We start from the raw sequence: 19684 nt of genomic DNA on the forward strand, positions 1-19684 counted from the left end.
GTTTATTTTAATATTTGAAAATGATGTCGGATAAACCAACCACGATTAAAGAGATTGCCAAGATACTTAAGATATCAGTTTCTACCGTATCAAGAGCATTGAATGACCATTCGAGCATCGGTTTAACTACAAAAATTCGTGTCAAAAAACTTGCTGCAGAACTTAATTATGAGCCAAATCAAAGGGCTATACAATTTTTACATGGCAAATCATTTGTAATAGGTGTAATACTGCCAGAATTGTCCGAGTCCTTCTTCTCTGCAGCGATAAGTGGAATTGAAGATATTGCCTATAAAAGGAATTATACCGTTTTACTCGCACAATCTCATGATGATGCAGAGCGGGAGAAACTCCTTGTAGCAAAAATGAGAACCCAACGTGTTGATGGCTTATTGGTTTCTGTAGCCAAAACTACCAGTACTTACGAGCATTTTGACGTTTTTAGAAAATTAAATATCCCTATTGTATTTTTTGACCGCATCCCTCCTATTAAAGATATACACTATGTAAGTTCCAATCTGGAAACCGGTACTTTTGAGGCTGTAAATTTTCTTTTAAAAAAAGGACATCGCACCATTGGCATGATTAATGGGCCAGGCACTCTTGTGGCTAGTCATGAAAGAAAAGAGGGTTACATAAGGGCAATGACTGCAAACCGATTAAAGTTTGATCCTTCACTCATTGTAAGTTGCGATTTGTCGGAAGATGGTACAATTAAGGCAATGGACACCTTGTTAAACCATAGGCGAAAACCTTCTGCTATAGTTACTTTTAACGATTATGTAGCTCTGTTTGCAATGCGTTATGCTAAATCTCTTCAACTTACCGAGATCGATTTTGTGAGCTATGCAAACCTTCCCATCATCAATTATATGGAGCATACACCAATAGCTTCAGTTGAACAGTTCCCATATAAACAAGGTAAAAAAGCTGCTGATATATTGATAGATCTGATTAATAAACCAAAAAATGAATCCGGTTCAGATCAGGCTTATTTTAATGTTGTGGTAGAATCAGACTTGGTTTTAAGTAAGCGTAAATAATTTCGCGCAAACGTTTGCACGTCTTTTTAGCTACTTAAATATTTAAGTTTGGTTTATCAACTAGTATACAAAGCACATGTTCGAGAATATTTTAAGTGTCTACGGTTTTGATTCCGATAAAACAAGCGTTCAGTCATTTGGTGATGGCTTGATTAACCATACCTGGAAAGTTCATATAGACCACAAAAACTACATATTACAGAAAGTAAATAACGAGGTGTTTAAGCAGCCTTCGGATATTGATGAGAACCTTACTTTGCTCAGAGATTATTTGAGCAAGGAAAATCCTGAGTATCTTTTCATTTCCCCTGTTAAAGCAACAAATGGCCAAACATTAATACATAATGAGCACGGATATTATAGGTTATTTCCTTTTGTTGAGGGCTCCACCTCCCTTAATGTACTAAAAAATGAGGAAGAAGCTTACGAAGCTGCAAAACAATTTGGAAGATTTTCTAAAATTCTAGCAGAGTTTAAAGCTGAGGATCTAAACATTACCATTCCAAATTTTCACAATCTGATATTAAGATATGATCAATTTACTGTAGCCTGCGAACAGGCATCACCGGAAAGATTAGCAAAAGCGGCTGATTCCATTAAATTTATTAAAGATCATCAGCAGATTGTAAGTACATATCGCGAAATTATAAATAATAAAAATATTCCCTTAAGGGTAATACACCACGATACAAAAATCAACAATGTATTGTTTAACAACCAAAAAAAGGGTTTGTGTGTGATTGATCTGGATACGGTAATGCCTGGCTATTTTATTAGCGATGTAGGTGATATGATGCGAACTTATTTATGCGAAGCCAGTGAAGAAGAAACAGACTTAAATAAGATTAGTATTAGAAAACCATTCTTTAAAGCTATATATAAAGGCTACATGGAAGAAATGGAGTCGGTATTGACAGCTGAAGAGCAACGCTATTTTACCTATGCAGGTAAATTTATAATCTATATGCAAGCCATTCGTTTTTTGTCAGATTATCTGCAAAATGATATCTATTATGGAGCTAAATATGAGGGACATAATTTTAATAGAGCAATGAACCAAATCGTCTTATTAAAGGAGTATCTTAAAGCAGAGAATGAATTGATGAATCTATAATCTTCAAGTTCTTTAGATTGTATTGAAATTTGTTTAATTTACAGACATATATACAGAATTTATGTATGCATCTAAACTTAGACTTACGCTCCACTGGTTACTTTTTATTACAGGATTTTATCTTTGTTGGGGTTTTGCTTACCTGATTTTGGCCAGATTTGCTATAGCTCAATTCAACAGATTTAAGCAGAATAATGCAAATGAATGGTCACAGCTAACGTCAACTGACCTTTTTTGGTATGCCATGTTCATTTTCGGAGTTGCTGTAGCAATTTTTGTAATTAAAATATTTATCAAATATGCCCCTAATCGAAAAGTGGCAATATTGATTTATGCTTCATTAATTATTTTGTCAGTTTTAGTGTTGGTTGACAAACTTTTAGAAACCACAACTTTTTTCAATATTCTTCCTCATATCTTCATTAATATAGCTTTCCTGGTGCCTATAATTATAATGTTTTTTAAAGCTCCTGAAAAGATCACCGATCAAGAAGCAGATCAGGATGATGAATAATTTATGCACAAAAAACGCTGTTCTATTTGTACACCTGTTAAGGTATACAAATAGAACAGCGTTGAATATGAATTAGAAAAGGTATTTAGTGCTCAGGAAATTAGAACTGTTACTATCTACGATTTCATTGATCAAGTGTTTGTTACTTTCATTCAGCTTTGTGGCTACCAATGACCTGATAGAGAATGAACGTAAGGCATCTACAACAGATAGTGTCCCCTCAGCACTGTCCTTTCTACCTGTAAACGGAAATACATCCGGTCCACGCTGACATTGACAGTTGATGTTAACCCTACTTACCTGGTTAACCAAAGGATCAATCAAGGCTGCGACTTCTTCGTCATCATCACTAAAAACACTTACCTGTTGTCCGTGAGTAGACTCAATTAAGTATTGAATTGGTTCTTCCAGGTCATCAAATGCAATTACTGGTATTATTGGTCCGAATTGCTCTTCAGTATACAATTTCATTTCTTTATTAACCGGGTAAACGATTGCCGGATAAACAAAAGATTCTACTGTTTCACCACCATTTTCATTAATTACTTTAGCACCATGCGCTATAGCATCATCGATGCAATCTTTAAGATAAGCTGGCTTTTGAGGCTCTGGTAGCGGAGTTAAAGCAACCCCTTCTTCCCATGGCATTCCAAACTTAAGTTTGGCTACAGCAGCCGAAAGTTCTTTTAAAAATACATCGGCAAGACTACGGTGAATGAAAATGATTTTAAGGGCTGTACACCTTTGTCCGTTAAATGATAAAGAACCTAAAACAGTTTCCTGTACCGCTAATTTAATATCAGCTTTTGCAGTTATAATGGCTGCGTTTTTGGCATCAAGACCAAGTATGGCACGTAACCTGTTTACTTTAGGGTGCAGCTTTTTAAGTTCGTTGGCAACCTTACTTGAACCGATTAAGGTTAACACATTAATCTTACCGGATTTCATCAAATCAGGAATGATCTTATTTCCGCGACCATAAATGGTATTTACCACTCCTTTAGGGAAACAATCTCTAAATGCTTCCAATAAAGGGTAGTGTAATAACGTACCATGTTTTGGTGGTTTAAATAACAAGGTATTCCCCATTATAAGTGCTGGAATCAATGTAGTAAAGGTCTCATTTAAAGGATAATTAAATGGCCCCATACAAAGTACTACTCCAAGTGGCGAACGTCTGATTTGCGCAACAATTCCTTGCTCTATGCTAAACTTTGAGGATTGTCTATCCAGATCTTTTAATGCATCAATAGTTGCATAAATATATTCAACTGTACGGTCAAACTCCTTAACAGAATCTGCATACGACTTACCTATTTCCCACATCAGCAATTTTACTACAATTGCCTTCTTTTCAATAATCTTATGCGTGAACTGCTCTACACAATGAATACGGTTTGCCACACTCATGGTAGGCCATTCTCCTCTCCCATTATCATAAGCTGCAACAGCCGCATCAAGTGCTTCGCTGGCCTCCTTTTCACTACATAATGGATAAGTACCGATTACCTTTCGCTTTAAACCGTTCTCGGTTCTTATACAAATTGGCGACAATACTTCATGCACATCCCCATTCCAGGGACGCATTTCTCCATTGCTTAAGTACTCCCGCTGGTGCACTTCTTCTGCTAATTTAAATTCTTGTGGAATATGGTTCTCTTCCACAAAAATCGCATCAAGCTGATCTTTTAAAAACATTTAGGTAATTTAATTTAGGTATAATTTATTGTGGTTATAAATCCGTGATCGGTCTATATTTGGGTACAAGGGTTTTCATAATCGTCCAGCCAATTAAATAACAAACAGCGCAGATAGAGAAGATGATGAAATATCCTGCTTCTTCACCCTTAAAGCCCATAAATACCATTTGATTTTGACCTGCATAATCAAATAATACGCCTGAACCTTTATTGATGATCATAGCTCCAATTCCACCAGCCATACCGCCGATGCCTGTTATTGTTGCAATCGCTTTTTTAGGAAACATATCGCCTACTGTTGAGAAGATATTTGCCGACCATGCCTGATGAGCGGCTCCTGCAATACCAATAATGATAACTGGTATCCAGTAAGTAATATAGCCTAAAGGCTGTGCAAACAAGGCGAGTAATGGAAAAAATGCAAATATCAACATCGATTTCATACGACCAGCATAGGGGTTCATCCCTTTTTTCTCTACAAAATAAGTTGGTAACCATCCGCCAATAATTGAAAGTAGCGTTATTGTATAAAGGACGAACAATGGTAATGCACTTTGTGTAGAGTCCATTTTATAAACTGAACTTAAATAAGCTGGTGTCCAGAAAAGAAAAAACCACCAAACACCATCTGTCATAAATTTTCCAAAAGCGAATGCCCATGTTTGTTTGTACTTGAAGCAATCAAGAAAAGATACTTTAGTTGTAGTTTCTTCAACGTAATCTACCAGCTTTCTATCTGCAATTACATCTTGCTGTATATAAGCAAGCTCAGCAGCATTTACCTTCGGATGCACTTCAGGTTTCTTATAGACAAAAATCCAGAAACCCATCCATACAAAGCCTAAAGCGCCAATAATGATAAATGACATTTCCCAACCATAGGCCGCTGCTATAAAAGGAATAGATATTGGTGCAGCTAGTGCACCTACAGTGGCTCCGGCATTGAAAATACTAGTAGCAAATGCCCGGTCCTTTTTTGGAAAGTACTCAGCAGTTGCCTTAATAGCGGCCGGAAAATTTCCTGCTTCCCCAACTGCCAATACAAAACGTGCAAAAATAAACAAAGTAACACTTGTTGAAATGATCAGACTTGTATCACCAACTCTTGCAATTGATTCTTTAGCGCCTTCAAATCCTATGAACCAGTCGCCTGTAAGGAAACCGGATGTGGCTATTCCACAAAATGCGTGAATGACAGCACCAATAGACCATACACCAATAGCCCATAAAAAACCTTTCTTAGTATCCATTCGGTCTACAAACCGACCGGCAAATAACATAGACACTGCATAAAAAATAGAAAAGAGCGCAGTAATATTACCGTAATCATTATTTGTCCAATGAAACTCTGGGGCAATGAACTCTTTCCAGGTTAGTGAAAGAACTTGTCGATCCAAATAATTTATCGTGGTAGCAAAAAATAACATGGCACATATTGTCCACCTGTACTTTCCAATTTTTTCTTGGTTCATTATATCTGGTTTAATTTAATTTTTTGTGTAATTAATAATTAGTTTTTTCCGCTCGTTATACCCTTAACGATATCATTTAGCGCCTCAATATATGTAATTCCCTGTAATTACGTGTGTCAAAAATTCTTTACTTATCAATTATTACTTACATACCGAGCACCAATCGTGGTTAAATTGATGCATGGCAGACGACAATTCTACATAATAATTATAAGTAAAAACACTCTTCATTGGAAAATATTTACGCAATCGTTATCGTTCTTAATGTCTCTTTAATACTCTTTTGGCCAAGTAGTAAACTAAATTATCTTTTCTTCATTTGGTCTAAATTATGTAGAAAATTATTTCATAGATTTATGATATGCGATTCACAAACTCATTAGCCAAATACGCTGCACTATTCATCATTTTTTATGCAGTAAATATTTCTGAACTTTATGCTCAGGAAAAAACAGTTTTACTCGATTACTATTTTAATCATGAAGTAAAGAAGGACAAATCCGGAAAAGAAATCAGATTCCATTATACCTGGGAAGATCAAACCTTAAATGGTTATTCTATATTAGGTGATGTCTTTAAAAAGGCTGGATTTCAGACTAAAAGTCTGGATGCTGCCCCTACTCCTGCTAACCTAAAAGGAAGCGACATTTATATTATAGTCGACCCAGATAATATTAAGGAAAGCCCGACGCCAAACCTGATTGCTCCCAATCATATCAAAGCAATTGCAGATTGGGTAAAAGCAGGTGGTGTACTTGTATTATTTGCAAATGATAGTGCAAACAACAACCTTGTACAGTTAAATGATTTAGCTGCAAAATTTGGAATCAATTTTACCAATAACAGCAGGAACATGGTAAAAAATGGAAAGCTTGAAATGGGTGAGATTCACGTGCCTAAAGGAAATGAGGTTTTTCCTACATCCAAAATATTCTATTTGAAAGAGATCTCTATTCTTAGTGTTAAGCCGCCTGCAAAGGCTTTAATTACAGAACAGAACGATGTGATTATGGCTATTGCCAAATACGGTAAAGGGACAGTATTTGCTGTGGGTGATCCCTGGCTGTATAATGAATATGTAGACGGCACACGTATTCCGGCAGAGTACGAAAATTATAATGGTGCTGTTGAGCTTGTAAATTGGCTGAAAAGGCAAATTCCTTAACAGCCAATTTATAATGGATCAATTTGCTAATTCAAGTATCAAATCGTCAGTATTTACCATTGTTCCTGCAGTTAGTGTGATTGATTTTACAACACCATCTGCAATTGCTGAAATGTTTGATTCCATCTTCATGGCCTCAATCATAAAAAGTGGCTGATTCTTTTTAACCGAATCTCCGGCTTTAACAAATACTTTTGATAACAATCCTTGTAAGGGTGAACCAATATGGCTTGAAATATCTTTATCGACCTTTCGATTCTCTAGTTTAACTACTTTTACCGATTTGTCCTGTATTTCAATATCTCTGGTTTGCCCATTTAATTTAAAAAATACAGTGCGCATTCCATTATCATCTGCCGGACCTATTGAAAGTAACCGTACCAGCAAAGTTTTTCCTTTGGCAATTTCAATCGTAGTCTCCTCACCAGGTTTCATCCCATAAAAGAAATACCTCGTTGGGATTACAGAAACATCACCATATAATCTAAAAGTCTTTATGGCATCAGCTGTAACCTTAGGATAGAACTTATAAGCCAGATACATGGTATAACTTAAGTCATCCCCGAATTCCTTTTTAAAGGCATCAAATTCCAATTCCAAATCGAGTGGCGCCAGATGTCTATTCGGGCGATCCTTAAAAGGAGTTTTTCCCTTTAATAAAATACGCTGAAGCGCTTCTGGAAAACCACCTTCTGGCTGACCAATTTCACCCATAAAGAAGGAAACTACAGACTCAGGGAATGAAAGTTGCTCTCCACGCGTAAATATGTCTTCAGGGGTTATTTGATTCGCTACCATAAACTGCGCCATATCTCCCACCACTTTAGAGCTTGGCGTTACCTTTACGATGTCGCCAAAAAGCTGATTTACATCAGCGTATCGTTGCTTAATCAATTCAAATTGATCACCCAATCCAAGTGCTATTGCCTGTGGCTTCAAATTGGAATATTGTCCACCCGGAATTTCATGCTGAAAGACCTCTGCTGAACTTGATTTTAAACCCGATTCAAATGGATAATAATATTCTCTTACCGCTTCCCAATAATTGGAATAAGCATTTAATGATTTTTGATCATAAGTGTTTTCCCGTTCATGAAAGCGCATCATTTCCACAATCGCGTTAAAATTAGGTTGCGAAGTCGTACCGGATAATGAGCCCAATGCACAATCCACGACATCAACGCCAGCCTCTATAGCCATCAGATAAGTAGCCGGCTGCAAAGAAGACGTATCATGCGTATGCAAGTGAATAGGTATCTTAACCGTATCCTTTAGTGCCTCTATTAACAGTTTGGCAGCATATGGTTTAAGTAAACCGGACATATCCTTAACACCTAAAATATGACTACCCGCATTTTCAAGATCTTTAGCAAGCTTTAAGTAATATTCCAGACTGTATTTACTTCGTTTAGGATCGAGTATGTCGCCTGTGTAGCACAATGCTCCCTCGGCAAGTCCCTGAGTTTTTTTGCGTACCATTTCTATACACGGTGCAATATTCTCCATCCAGTTTAATGAATCAAATATCCTGAAAATGTCAACTCCCTTTTCCCAGCTTTTCTCTACGAATGATTCGATCAGATTATCCGGATAAGCAGCGTAGCCCACCCCATTGCAACCTCTGATCAACATCTGGATCAATATATTAGGCATCGCCGCACGTAATTTCTCCAGCCGCTTCCATGGATCTTCATACAAAAACCTTAAGCATACATCGAAAGTTGCGCCTCCCCAGGCCTCCATACTAAAGGTTTGAGGATGGTGTTTGGCAAATCCTTCAGCAACTTTAAGCATATCATAAGTACGCATGCGCGTGGCCAGTAAAGATTGATGAGCGTCTCTAAGCGTAGTATCTGTATAATGTATCTTCTTTTCGGCTTTAAGCCATTTAGAAAAGCCCTCAGGGCCTAATTCCGTTAAAAGATCTTTTGTTCCTTTGGGATATGGGCTGTAATGATCAACAGCAGGTACCTCGGGTTTTTCCAAACGCTTATGTTCATCCACAAACCTTACATCAGGGTTTCCATTTACAGACACCTCTCCCAAATAGGTTAAGATTTTTGTTCCTCTGTCTAAACGCTTCTTAGATTCAAAAAGCTCGGGATGTTCCTGTATAAAGTTAACTGTAGCCTCTCCATGTATAAATATTGGATGGTTGATTAAATTCTCCAGAAACTGTATGTTATTTTTAACACCTCTAATTCTAAATTCACGCAGTGCCCGATTCATCTTCCTTGAGGCATCTTCTAAGGTAGCACCACTGGTACTAACCTTAACCAGCATAGAATCAAAGAAGGGGCTAATCTTCATTCCTGGGTAAGTACTGCCTTCATCCAGTCGTATACCAAATCCAGTAGCATTTCTGTAAGTAATTAAGGTTCCATAATCTGGTTTAAATTCATTTGCAGGATCTTCAGTAGTAATACGGCATTGCATTGCAAAACCATTGCACATAATTGCATCCTGACTATCAAGACCAATTTCGGGGTCGGACAAATGATAACCATCAGCAACAAATAGCTGTGTCTTTATGAGGTCTATACCGGTAATCATTTCAGTAACGGTATGCTCAACCTGAATTCTTGGATTTACTTCAATAAAATAGATGTTCTCCTGCTGGTCGATTAAAAACTCCACGGTCCCAACATTATTATATTTTACTGCCTCTGCTATAGAGGTAGCATAATGGTAAAGCTTATTTCTGGTTTCTTGTGTTAAATTTAAAGAAGGTGCTACTTCAACCACTTTTTGAAATCGTCGTTGTACAGAGCAATCGCGTTCATAAAGGTGCAACACCTTCCCGTAATTATCGGCTACAATCTGAACTTCAATGTGTCGTGGTCGGTCAATAAACTTTTCAAGAAATACGGTATCGTCACCAAAGGCATTTTTTGCTTCACTACGTGCTTCAAAAAAGCCCTTTTCCAACTGTTCATCATTCCTTACAATCCTCATTCCCCGGCCACCGCCACCCGATGCGGCTTTAATCATCAGCGGGTACCCTATTCTTTGCGCTTCTGCAAGTGCAACTTCAATAGTATTTAGTTCCTGTTCATTACTTTCTATAATAGGTAATCCCGCTTTTTTAGCTACAGTTTTTGCAATTACCTTATCACCAAGGGCTAGCATCACATCCGGTCTCGGGCCAATAAAAACAATACCATTCAGTGCACATTGTTTCGCAAATTCTTCATTTTCCGACAAAAAACCATAGCCAGGGTGTATAGCATCTGCTTCGCTGTATTTGGCCATTTCTATTATGGCTGTAATATCAAGATAAGGCTTGAGTGGTTCATGATCTTCTCCTATCTGATAAGCTTCATCAGCTTTATACCGATGCAGTGAGTATCTATCCTCATAAGTATAAATTGCAACAGTCTGAATATTCAATTCACTACACGCGCGTTCTATACGGATGGCAATTTCACCCCGGTTGGCAATTAGAACTTTCTTAATTTTCATAGGTAAATAATTTGAGCTTTATCGGTTTTATGTTATGCCCCAAAAATATTACATTACTTTGAAAGCACAGCATCTAAATGCATTTATTACCAATGCTTTAAAGTGTAAAAAGTACACTACAAACACCTAAAAACGGATAAAGTTTACAGTAATTCTTTTGCCTTGTATCTACGGAAATCTACATCAACTGCCGAAAAATAGCCTTGCACATTTCCAGATATGTTGCCGGTAGCATTAACAGGTACGCCAGAGAATAAACCACTCCAATCTGTTTCCATAAATACCGAATACTGGTATTGTGCGTAACCTTCAGAAAGAGAAATTTTAAAGATCCTTATGAGGCTATCATTTTCAATGGAAAAAGTTCTTTTCAGATTATTAAGGGGGTATAATGAATTTGGAGATCCTAATGAATGCGTATAACTATAAAATTTAGTCTGATCAAATTTTGCCGGGTTCCAATTTGGGAACGTTGAATAGGAAATGAACCATTTATTTGCATTTAAGTAACCAAATGTATGTTTGGGAATAGTTCCTGTGATTACACCAGCACTTTCCCGCTTAGCCGACAAGGGTAAAAAATCGTCGATGATATTGATCACCTGACGCAATGTATCCACAGCTGTATATGTCTTTCCATTATATTTAATAGTCAATTTGTAAGCTTCATTATAATTCGGATCATTCCTGCTTATACCCATATACACACCAGAACCTACAGGTGTTTCCTTAAGTACAATATCAGACTTACTATCATTAATAACTACAGAGGCCTTACTAATTGGTGTAGGTAATGAATCAGGATTCAGAGATGGTTTTGTTAGCCTGATGTACTGGTTGGGCTGCCCGGTATTATACCCTCCCTCAACAGCAAGATCATACACCCGTCTAGGCTTTATAAAAGCATCATCGATACTATTTTTACAGCCATAAGTTACTGTCAACATCACCAAAATAAACCAGAGGTATTTCATTTTAAATTTTAAAACTATAAGCTATCCATGGATAAATCCCAAAAGCATATTCTATATTACTCGAATTTGAACTGTTCGTATTGGGATTAAGATGGTAATATAGTGGATTTTTTCTGTTATATAAATTATAAATACCAACTGAAACTACGTTGGATAGAAAACGGTTTTTAAAGATTTTAGACTCAAATCGGTATTGAGCAGAAACATCTAACCTGCTAAAATCAGGGAAGCGGGAAGTATTTCTATCCTCATAAATTGGCACATTCAATCCATCATGCTGATAATACCCCACCGGTAAAGTAAGTGGTCTTCCGGTAGAATAGATAAAAAATGATTGAAAAGACAATTGTTTATTCAGTTCATACTTTGCCATGGCTTTTAATTCGTGTGGTATATCATAATTCGCTACAAACCTATTATCCGAATTGAGTCCATTAATCTTACGATATACCTTTGAGTAACTGTAAGCAATTGTTCCGGAAAACTTCCCTTCAGTTTTGGTTAGCTGTGTTTCAAAACCATAAGCATCAGACTTTCCTATTCTCAATTGACTACCTACATCAGGATTTCTGATAATCTGTGCATGCCCCATCAGTTCCAGCTGGTTATACAATTTCTTATAATACGCATTAACCGAAAAAACATAGTTATCAGGGGAATTTAAATAGCCTAAGGAGAAATAGTCAGAACTTTGTGGAGCTATCCTAGCCGATGCCGGAAGCCAGGGTTCGAGAGAAGAAAAGGCCAAAGTACTGTTTTGCAATAATTGCAAATATTGATAATTACGATTATAAGTGACGAAAACCCGTTGCGTTATACTGGGCAGATAACTTAAATTAATTCGGGGTTCAGGATTTATAAAGGTCTTAACATCTTCCACATTTAATGGGAAACCATTTTGGTCAAAAACATTCTTTTTTTGCTGCGCATTAATAAACATTCCCAACCTTAAGCCGTAGTTAATCTCAAATAGTTTGCTTAAAGTGATTTGCTGCGAATAATATATTGCAGATTCCAGAGAGCGGTCTTTTGGAATATCAAAGTCGTCTGACTTCGATTTACTGCTCTCCCCGGGAATAAACTGATGATAAGTCGTAGCCAGGCCGAATTTAATTTGATTAGTAGGACTTCTATAATAGGTATAATCGCTTTTTAAGGTCATATCCTTTACTCCGGTATTCCACTGATTCTTTTTAGAAAGCGTATCCGCATTTAAATCCAGCAAATTACTATAATTGCTATAAATCGCCGAAACATTCAGAAACACCCGTGAACTGAAGATGTGGTTCCATCGCAAAGTAGCAGTTAAATTGCCCCAGTTGTTGGCAAAGGAGTTTTCTGACAACAACTTATCTTTGCCCAGATACATAGAGTAAAATATACTATTGTCTTTGTCAGGCTTTATATTTGCCTTGGCATTGATATCATAGTAAACGGATTGAGGATTAAACAACTTAAACTTGTTATGAAAAACATCCAGTAAACTTCTTCTAAAAGCAACAATAAAAGAACCTTTTTCATTGACTATTGGCCCTTCTGCAGATAGCCTTGCCGACATAAAATTAACTCCACCATTGAGGTGATATTCCTTACTATTACCCTCGGCCATACGGTTAACAATTACAGACGAAAGTCTGCCGCCATAATTTGCAGGCATATAATCTCGGTATATTTGAATGTTATTAATGGCATCAGGATTAAAAACAGATATCAAGCCATATAAATGCGATGGGTTATATACCACAGCCTCATCTAATAGAACCAGGTTTTGATCTGCATTTCCTCCCCTGACAAATAATCCTGAACTGCCTTCAGAAAGTGCTTTAATACCATTTTCCATTTGCAATCTTTTTACCACATCAGTCTCCCCAGCATAATACGGAACATTGCTTAACTGCTTGACTGTAAAATTTTTTTCGTTCAGTAGTATTGGATTTGGCGTAACCATAGATTGTCTAATCACCACTTCATCCAAATGCCTGGTTTTAAGTGGTAATTCTATTTCCAGATCTTTATTCTCATTTAAATAAACGGATTGCTCAATCGTTTGGTATCCAAAGTAGGAAACCGTCACTTTGTAAGCCCCGGCTGGCACAGAAATAGAATAAAAGCCATAAAGGTTTGTTGTTACACCTACATCGAGTTTGGGAATATAAAAAGTAGCTCCAATTAGCTCTTCTCCATTGGACATATCCCGAATGTGACCCCGGATAGTCCATGTGCTGGTTTTTTTTTGCGCAATTACTATATCATTCCCTACCAACTTAAAATCCAGATTGGTGTTTGATAATATTTTCTCAAGTATGACAGATAGTGGCGTTTGCACAAACGTATAGGCCCCAACCTTTTCAGATCTTAGCTGATCCGGATCAAATGCAAAGCTATTTTTTGTCTTTAATTCAATCCTGTGAATGGTTTTGATTAATGAGTCAGCCGGTAAATTAATAGAAACCTTATGCTCAAGCACGTTTTTAACTTGCGCTTGAAGGTTATTATTGAATATCCATAAAAAAAGCAATATAAACTTAATCGATATCAAATATTTCATTACCCACCAAAAATAGAAAAAACAGTTGTTTAATCTACAGATATCACATAGGTATCTTTAGATTTAATTGCTTTACACTGTAAAGATGCAGAAATAACTGCAATTGCGCTATCCAAAGTTTGATAATGTAGTTTTGCAGTAAGCTTCCTGTTTTTTAAATCATTCCCATCGATCACAATTGGTTGTTTGTACACTTTTGATAACTGATCAGCTACCTCGGCTAGTGCTACCTCATTAAATACAAATTCTTTATTTATCCAGGCTTTATAGTTAGGATCTAAATTATCTGTAGCAGCCAGCACTTTAGTATTTACATCATACATACCCAATTTGCCAGGCGTTAATAACACTTCTTTCTCTAATGAGGCTTGCGTCAATGCCACTTTACCACTTTCAACAATAACGTGAATAGCCGAGCTTGTTTTCACAATATTAAAGCTTGTTCCAATATCAACTGCTTCGATATCCCCTAAAACTACCTTGAATTGTGGCAACTTATGATTCGTTACATTAATAAAAACTTCACCTTTCAACAACTCCAGTTTCCTGTCATTTATAAAATCATGTTTATTATATCTGATAGAAGTTGCGGAATTTAAATCAACACGTGTATGATCAGGTAAAAAGATATAGGCACCCTTGCTTCCTGTGCTTATGACTTCATATCTATTGGTAAAAGCGAAATAATAACCAACCGATAACACAACCAGGATAGCAGCTGCGATACTGAACCAAAGCTTAGCTTTTTGGCTGCGCATACTTACTACAGGTACCTCTTCAGCGCTCAAACTAATCTTTTTATCCAATACTTCCCAAGAGCTCTGAACATCATACCCTCGCTTTTCAAATAATTTATCCATATTAACATGGACATTGAGAAATTCCTGGTATACTTTTTCATTGGCTGAAGAAGCTTTTCTCCAATGTTCAAGAATTTCTTTATCGTCGGCAGATATAGTTGCATCCAAATCATCAATGATCAGTGCATACATAATTTCTTCGTTTGTATCGAATTCCTTCATAACAGAGCGGTATTAAAAAAATGTTATTTTTAAAAGTAAAAGTAATAAAATGATCAATTCTTGCTGATTTGCCAAATGCTCCCTCAGCTTCTGAAAGCCATAGGTTAAATGATTTTTAACTGTCTTCAGAGAGATTTCCATTTGATTGGCAATTTCTTGCTGCTTTAACTTCCCAAAGCGGCTTAAATACATCACTTGCTTGCATTTAGCAGGTAATAACTCCAAAGCTTCTTCCAAGCTTTTAAGCAGCTTCTCGTCAGTATCTTTATTTTCTTCATCTAAAGAAACTTCATTGTCCTGAACAGCCAGATATGCCAATCGCTTTTCTGTTTGCATTTTTTCCTTTTTTATATAATTCAGTGATGAATTTACAATTGCTTTAAATAAATAACTCTTAACTGATTGCTGAATATTTAGTTGATCGGCTTTATTCCAAACTGTTACAAATAAATCATGAACAATTTCTTCAGCAACTTCCATCTGCCCTACATAACGATATGCCAGTGCAAACAGTTGTTTGTAATACTTTTTATAAAACAGTTCAAAAACCTTTTTGTCCTGTTTTCTGATGGCTTCTAACACGTACTGATCTTCCATAATCGGCCTTACTATTTTTGTTTAAGTGTAAGATAACCTGATATTTCAGGTGTCAGCTCTAAAGTGTTTATCGAAACAAACCATTGTCCCTTTAATAAATTTCTCTCTTGCAAAGGGCTCAATAACAATGAACCTGAAAGAGGCAAAGAAATCGCTTTTCCACTGTTCCGGTATAGTTCTTTTATCAATACACCTACAGACCCTTTAGGACCATTTCTAAAGGTGATCAACTCAGGAACCAAAGCACTATACTCTAATTTATAACTCAATAATTTTGTAGCCTCATCATATTCTCCTTTCAGTACAGCAGTGCCCTCCGAATTACTATTGGTTCCTTTTTTATCAATTCTTGCGGTTACAATATAAGTTCTAACCGGCGGATTAAGCATAGCCTTATCCTCCTGGTTATCTTGTTTTTTACAAGAACCAAAACACAATAACATCAGGAGCGCTATTATCTGTAAAAAATCAAACCTTGTAGCTTTAGTATCCCCCATTTTCTCCATATTTAGCTGAGGACTAAAATACTACTTTATAATTTATTATAATAGCATCTTCTTTGCAATAAAGACAACCGTTTATTAAAAAGGTCCTATATAGTTGTAAAAAAATATTAAGCGGGCATTTCCACAACTTCATTAACATCCTTTTCATAATCAATTCCTGCTACGTCGAAACCGAAGAGATTTAAGAAATCCTTTTTATAACCAGAAAGGTCACCAATAAGGGGTAAAGTCTCTGCTGTAGCTTCAGTCCATAATTTGGCTACTTTTTCCTGAACATCACTACGCATTTCCCAATCGTCTATGCGAATTCTGCCAGCCACATCGGTTGGCGTTCCATCAGCTGTATACAATCTTTCGGCAAACAAACGTTGTATCTGTTCTATACAACCTTCATGGATTCCTTTTTCTTTCATCACTTTGTATAATAATGAAATGTAAAGTGGGATTACAGGTATGGCAGAACTTGCCTGCGTTACGAGTGCTTTGTTAACGGAAACAAAAGCTTTTCCATTGATATCTTTTAATTTATCAGTAATAGTAAATGCCGTGGCTTCCAGATGATCTTTAGCTCTGCCAATTGTTCCTTTCCTATACACAGCCTCTGTTAAAGATGGGCCAATATAAGAATATGCCACTGTAGTAGCGCCTGGTGCAAGCAAATTCGCAGCTTTCAAAGCATCTATCCACATTTCCCAGTCCTCTCCACCCATCACAGCAATAGTGTTTTCTATTTCTTCCTCATTAGCGGGAGAAATAGATACGTCTGAAACTGCACCGGTATGAAAATCTACAGTTTTGTTTGTAAACACATGATCGCCAATTGGTTTTAGTACAGAATTATGAATTACCCCTGTTTTAGGGTGCAATCTTCTTGGTGAAGCCAAACTATAAATAACAAGGTCAACCTGGCCCAGATCATTTTTTATTAAATCAAGTGTTTCTTGTTTTATTTCATCAGAAAAAGCATCTCCATTAATACTTTTAGCATATAAGCCAGCTTTATGGGCGTGCTTTTCAAATGCCGCACTATTGTACCATCCCGGTGAGGCTGGTTTTCCTGGTGCAGATGGTTTTTCAAAAAAAACGCCAATGGTGGCTGCATCAGACCCAAAGGCGCTGGTTATCCTGGAAGCCAGACCAAACCCAGTAGAAGCACCAATAACGAGCACTTTCTTTGGACCGGCAATCTGTCCTTTTGATTTCACGTAATTAATTTGGGTGATTACATTTTGTTCACATCCCACCGGATGTGCTGTAAGGCATATAAACCCACGCATTCTAGGTTCAATAATCATATATAATTTTTTAGTTAAGTTAGAACATTTGACGATGGTATTCCATCACTCTTTCGAAACAGATTTTTAGCCATTTCGTATATTTATCTGGATCAGCTTTTAACTCTTCTGATAAGTCCTTCATTGCAATATAGCAGTATTCCGAAACTTCAGCAGGGTTTAGAACGGGTAGCGCATCTGTTACTCCAACATACACGTGATCATATTCATGTTCTATAATTCCAGGCATAATTTCCGTATCGTACAAGAACCTAAAAACAGGATGAATATCTGCCTTCATTCCCATTTCCTCACGTAACCGTCTATTTGCGGCATCATCTGTTGTTTCACCTTGTCTGGGATGACTACAACAGGTATTGGTCCATTTTCCACCGGAATGATATTTATCTGCAGCACGTTTTTGTAACAGTAACTCCCCCTTTTTATTAAATATAAATATTGAAAATGCACGATGACGTTTACCCTGGATGTGTGCTTCCATCTTCTCCATCACTCCTATTTCATTGTCATTTTCATCAACAAGTATCACATTTTCTTTAGCTTTCATCACCTATTAATCATTTAAACTTACCACAAAATACAACAAATCAAAGTACCATTTGATTGTATAACTTCAATAAGGTCTCTTTTGCATCGGTACATAAACCAGCATGTGCCCGCGATGTTTGTAAAACGGTACTTCGGGTAGCTGTGAGCCATCTAAATCTGGATGCGATATCCAACATTCCAATGGTCCCTCCCTGATGACCGCCTTCACAAATCCGCTCAAAAGCAAACAAATTCCCCTCCAATACATCCAGATCTAAATCATTGCAAAACATGCTTAATTTTTCCGTATTCAGATTTATTAAAACGCCCAAAAATTTTTCTTTCGAACAATACACAACAACGCCAACATTCATAAACTCCTCACGCTCTACCCTTGGTACAACACGAATAACGGCATACTCAAATAAGTGCTTCTCTTGCATCTTGCGCTGCTTTTACAAAAATTTCTGAATTAGCTAATCTGGTTTCAAGGAAATGAATATAGGCCGCTCTATGAGCTTCTGAACTTTCAAACGAATATTCATCAGCCAACCATTCATCGGGTATTAATGCTGCTATCGAAGCAATAATATCCGGATTAAGTATCGCACGAAACGCTTTGTCTACCGCCTCAAGTTCGGAGGCCATGGGCAACAATACATGGTCTTTAATCAATAAAAAGGGACGCAAAGCTTGTTCTTTCCAGTTTTGCCATGAATGATGAAAATACAGAGATGCTCCATGGTCAATTAGCCAGAGCTCCCTATGCCAGATCAGCATATTTGTATTTCTTGCTGTACGATCCATATTGGTCAACAAACAATCCAACCATACAATTTGTGAGGCAAGTTTTGAATCAACTATAGTAACCAGCGGATCAAAAGTAATCGCTCCGGAAAGATAATGCAAAGCCAGGTTAAGGCCTTCACTTGCCCGCAGCAAATCCTGTATTTCTTCATCCGGTTCTATTCTTCCAAAGGCTTCATCTAAACTGGCAAATACAATTTCTGGAACCCGCAAGCCAAGTGCACGTGCAAGTTCAGCCCCAAATATTTCTGCAATCAGTGCTTTTGAACCTTGTCCCGCGCCTCGAAATTTAAGTACATATAAAAATCCATCATCAGCCTCTGCAATTGCAGGCATTGACCCTCCTTCTCTTAAGGGGGTTACATACCTGGTAACATTAACCGATCGCAATGCCAGCTCTGTATTATTCATAACACGCAATTAATCGTTCTAAAATCAGGCATAAAGATATAGAAACTCTACAACCTGTACTGTACAGAATTTCTTTTATTGTTTTACAATTAATTACCTTTAATACAATTAAGGTTTAATACTTATGATTAAGATTAAAAGAATTTATGAGCCTGCATCAAAAGGCGATGGCTTCCGCATCCTGGTTGATCGTCTGTGGCCAAGAGGAATGAAGAAAGAGGATGCAAATATCCAGCTTTGGCTTAAAGAAATTTCTCCATCGACCGAACTCCGCAAATGGTTCGATCACCAGCCCCAAAAGTGGGAAGTCTTTAAAAAGGGCTATATGGAAGAATTGGCTACCAATAAAGCTGTCAAAGAGTTGTTAAAAGTATATGAAACGCAACCAGACATTACCCTATTGTATGCAGCGCATGATCAACAGTATAATCACGCATTGGTATTACTGGATTTCTTAAAAAGAGAGATTGGTTAGAAAGAAATGAAATTCAGGCCGGCAGATTTTTTTGAATACACAGAAAGCCGC

Annotated in this window: 17 protein-coding genes; 5 read left to right on the forward strand and 12 right to left on the reverse strand. The window is 37.0% G+C overall.

Annotated features, from left to right (window positions below; all coding sequences use genetic code 11):
- The first annotated feature begins 20 nt into the window (after positions 1-20).
- From P0Y49_10415 to P0Y49_10425, 3 genes are all read left to right on the forward strand, one after another.
- A complete protein-coding gene (locus P0Y49_10415; GenBank protein WEK21550.1) occupies positions 21-1043 on the forward strand; it encodes a LacI family DNA-binding transcriptional regulator in 1023 nt (340 codons plus the stop codon).
- Between the two features lie 76 nt (positions 1044-1119).
- Positions 1120-2157 (forward strand): aminoglycoside phosphotransferase family protein, encoded by a 1038-nt coding sequence (locus P0Y49_10420; protein ID WEK21551.1) that lies wholly within the window; start codon positions 1120-1122, stop codon positions 2155-2157.
- A 61-nt stretch (positions 2158-2218) separates the two neighbouring features.
- Positions 2219-2671, forward strand: a complete 453-nt coding sequence (locus P0Y49_10425; GenBank protein WEK21552.1) for a hypothetical protein — start codon at positions 2219-2221, stop codon at positions 2669-2671.
- 72 nt (positions 2672-2743) lie between these two features.
- Here P0Y49_10425 and P0Y49_10430 read toward each other — a convergent pair whose 3' ends face one another.
- Together P0Y49_10430 and P0Y49_10435 are read right to left on the reverse strand one after the other, a co-directional pair.
- Complete coding sequence (locus tag P0Y49_10430) at positions 2744-4369, reverse strand: NADP-dependent glyceraldehyde-3-phosphate dehydrogenase (protein ID WEK21553.1); 1626 nt, start codon at positions 4367-4369, stop codon at positions 2744-2746.
- A 34-nt stretch (positions 4370-4403) separates the two neighbouring features.
- Positions 4404-5843: an MFS transporter gene (locus tag P0Y49_10435; protein ID WEK21554.1), complete on the reverse strand. Its 1440-nt coding sequence runs from the start codon at positions 5841-5843 to the stop codon at positions 4404-4406.
- A gap of 361 nt (positions 5844-6204) precedes the next feature.
- Between P0Y49_10435 and P0Y49_10440 the strand changes: the two genes are divergently transcribed.
- On the forward strand, positions 6205-7008 hold the full coding sequence (locus P0Y49_10440) for a DUF4350 domain-containing protein (GenBank protein ID WEK21555.1): 804 nt from the start codon (positions 6205-6207) through the stop codon (positions 7006-7008).
- Between the two features lie 18 nt (positions 7009-7026).
- On the opposite strand, the gene P0Y49_10445 is transcribed toward P0Y49_10440, so the two are convergent.
- The 10 genes from P0Y49_10445 to P0Y49_10490 form a co-directional block, all read right to left on the reverse strand.
- Positions 7027-10470, reverse strand: coding sequence for a pyruvate carboxylase (locus P0Y49_10445; GenBank protein ID WEK21556.1), 3444 nt, complete (start codon positions 10468-10470; stop codon positions 7027-7029).
- Between the two features lie 143 nt (positions 10471-10613).
- Positions 10614-11444: a hypothetical protein gene (locus tag P0Y49_10450; GenBank protein ID WEK21557.1), complete on the reverse strand. Its 831-nt coding sequence runs from the start codon at positions 11442-11444 to the stop codon at positions 10614-10616.
- Between the two features lies 1 nt (position 11445).
- A complete protein-coding gene (locus P0Y49_10455; GenBank protein ID WEK21558.1) occupies positions 11446-13992 on the reverse strand; it encodes a TonB-dependent receptor in 2547 nt (848 codons plus the stop codon).
- Positions 13993-14021: 29 nt separating this feature from the next.
- Positions 14022-15014 (reverse strand): FecR family protein, encoded by a 993-nt coding sequence (locus tag P0Y49_10460; protein ID WEK21559.1) that lies wholly within the window; start codon positions 15012-15014, stop codon positions 14022-14024.
- 12 nt (positions 15015-15026) lie between these two features.
- Positions 15027-15611, reverse strand: a complete 585-nt coding sequence (locus P0Y49_10465; protein WEK21560.1) for an RNA polymerase sigma-70 factor — start codon at positions 15609-15611, stop codon at positions 15027-15029.
- Positions 15612-15622: 11 nt separating this feature from the next.
- Positions 15623-16108 (reverse strand): hypothetical protein, encoded by a 486-nt coding sequence (locus P0Y49_10470; protein ID WEK21561.1) that lies wholly within the window; start codon positions 16106-16108, stop codon positions 15623-15625.
- A 116-nt stretch (positions 16109-16224) separates the two neighbouring features.
- Entirely contained in the window at positions 16225-17412 is a 1188-nt protein-coding gene (locus P0Y49_10475) for a trans-2-enoyl-CoA reductase family protein (protein ID WEK21562.1), read from the reverse strand.
- 19 nt (positions 17413-17431) lie between these two features.
- Complete coding sequence (gene idi / locus P0Y49_10480; protein WEK21788.1) at positions 17432-17959, reverse strand: isopentenyl-diphosphate Delta-isomerase; 528 nt, start codon at positions 17957-17959, stop codon at positions 17432-17434.
- 40 nt (positions 17960-17999) lie between these two features.
- Positions 18000-18383 carry a DUF3037 domain-containing protein gene (locus P0Y49_10485; GenBank protein ID WEK21563.1) on the reverse strand — a complete coding sequence of 128 codons (384 nt, stop codon included), beginning with the start codon at positions 18381-18383 and terminating at the stop codon, positions 18000-18002.
- Complete coding sequence (locus tag P0Y49_10490; GenBank protein ID WEK21564.1) at positions 18361-19158, reverse strand: aminotransferase class I and II; 798 nt, start codon at positions 19156-19158, stop codon at positions 18361-18363. The genes P0Y49_10485 and P0Y49_10490 overlap by 23 nt, the downstream gene beginning before the upstream one ends.
- 124 nt (positions 19159-19282) lie before the next feature.
- Between P0Y49_10490 and P0Y49_10495 the strand changes: the two genes are divergently transcribed.
- The gene (locus tag P0Y49_10495; protein ID WEK21565.1) at positions 19283-19633 is read left to right on the forward strand and encodes a DUF488 domain-containing protein; all 351 of its coding nucleotides are present in this window, start codon (positions 19283-19285) and stop codon (positions 19631-19633) included.
- Positions 19634-19684 lie beyond the last annotated feature (51 nt).

Origin of the sequence: Candidatus Pedobacter colombiensis (assembly GCA_029202485.1) — a bacterium.
GTDB lineage: Bacteria > Bacteroidota > Bacteroidia > Sphingobacteriales > Sphingobacteriaceae > Pedobacter > Pedobacter colombiensis.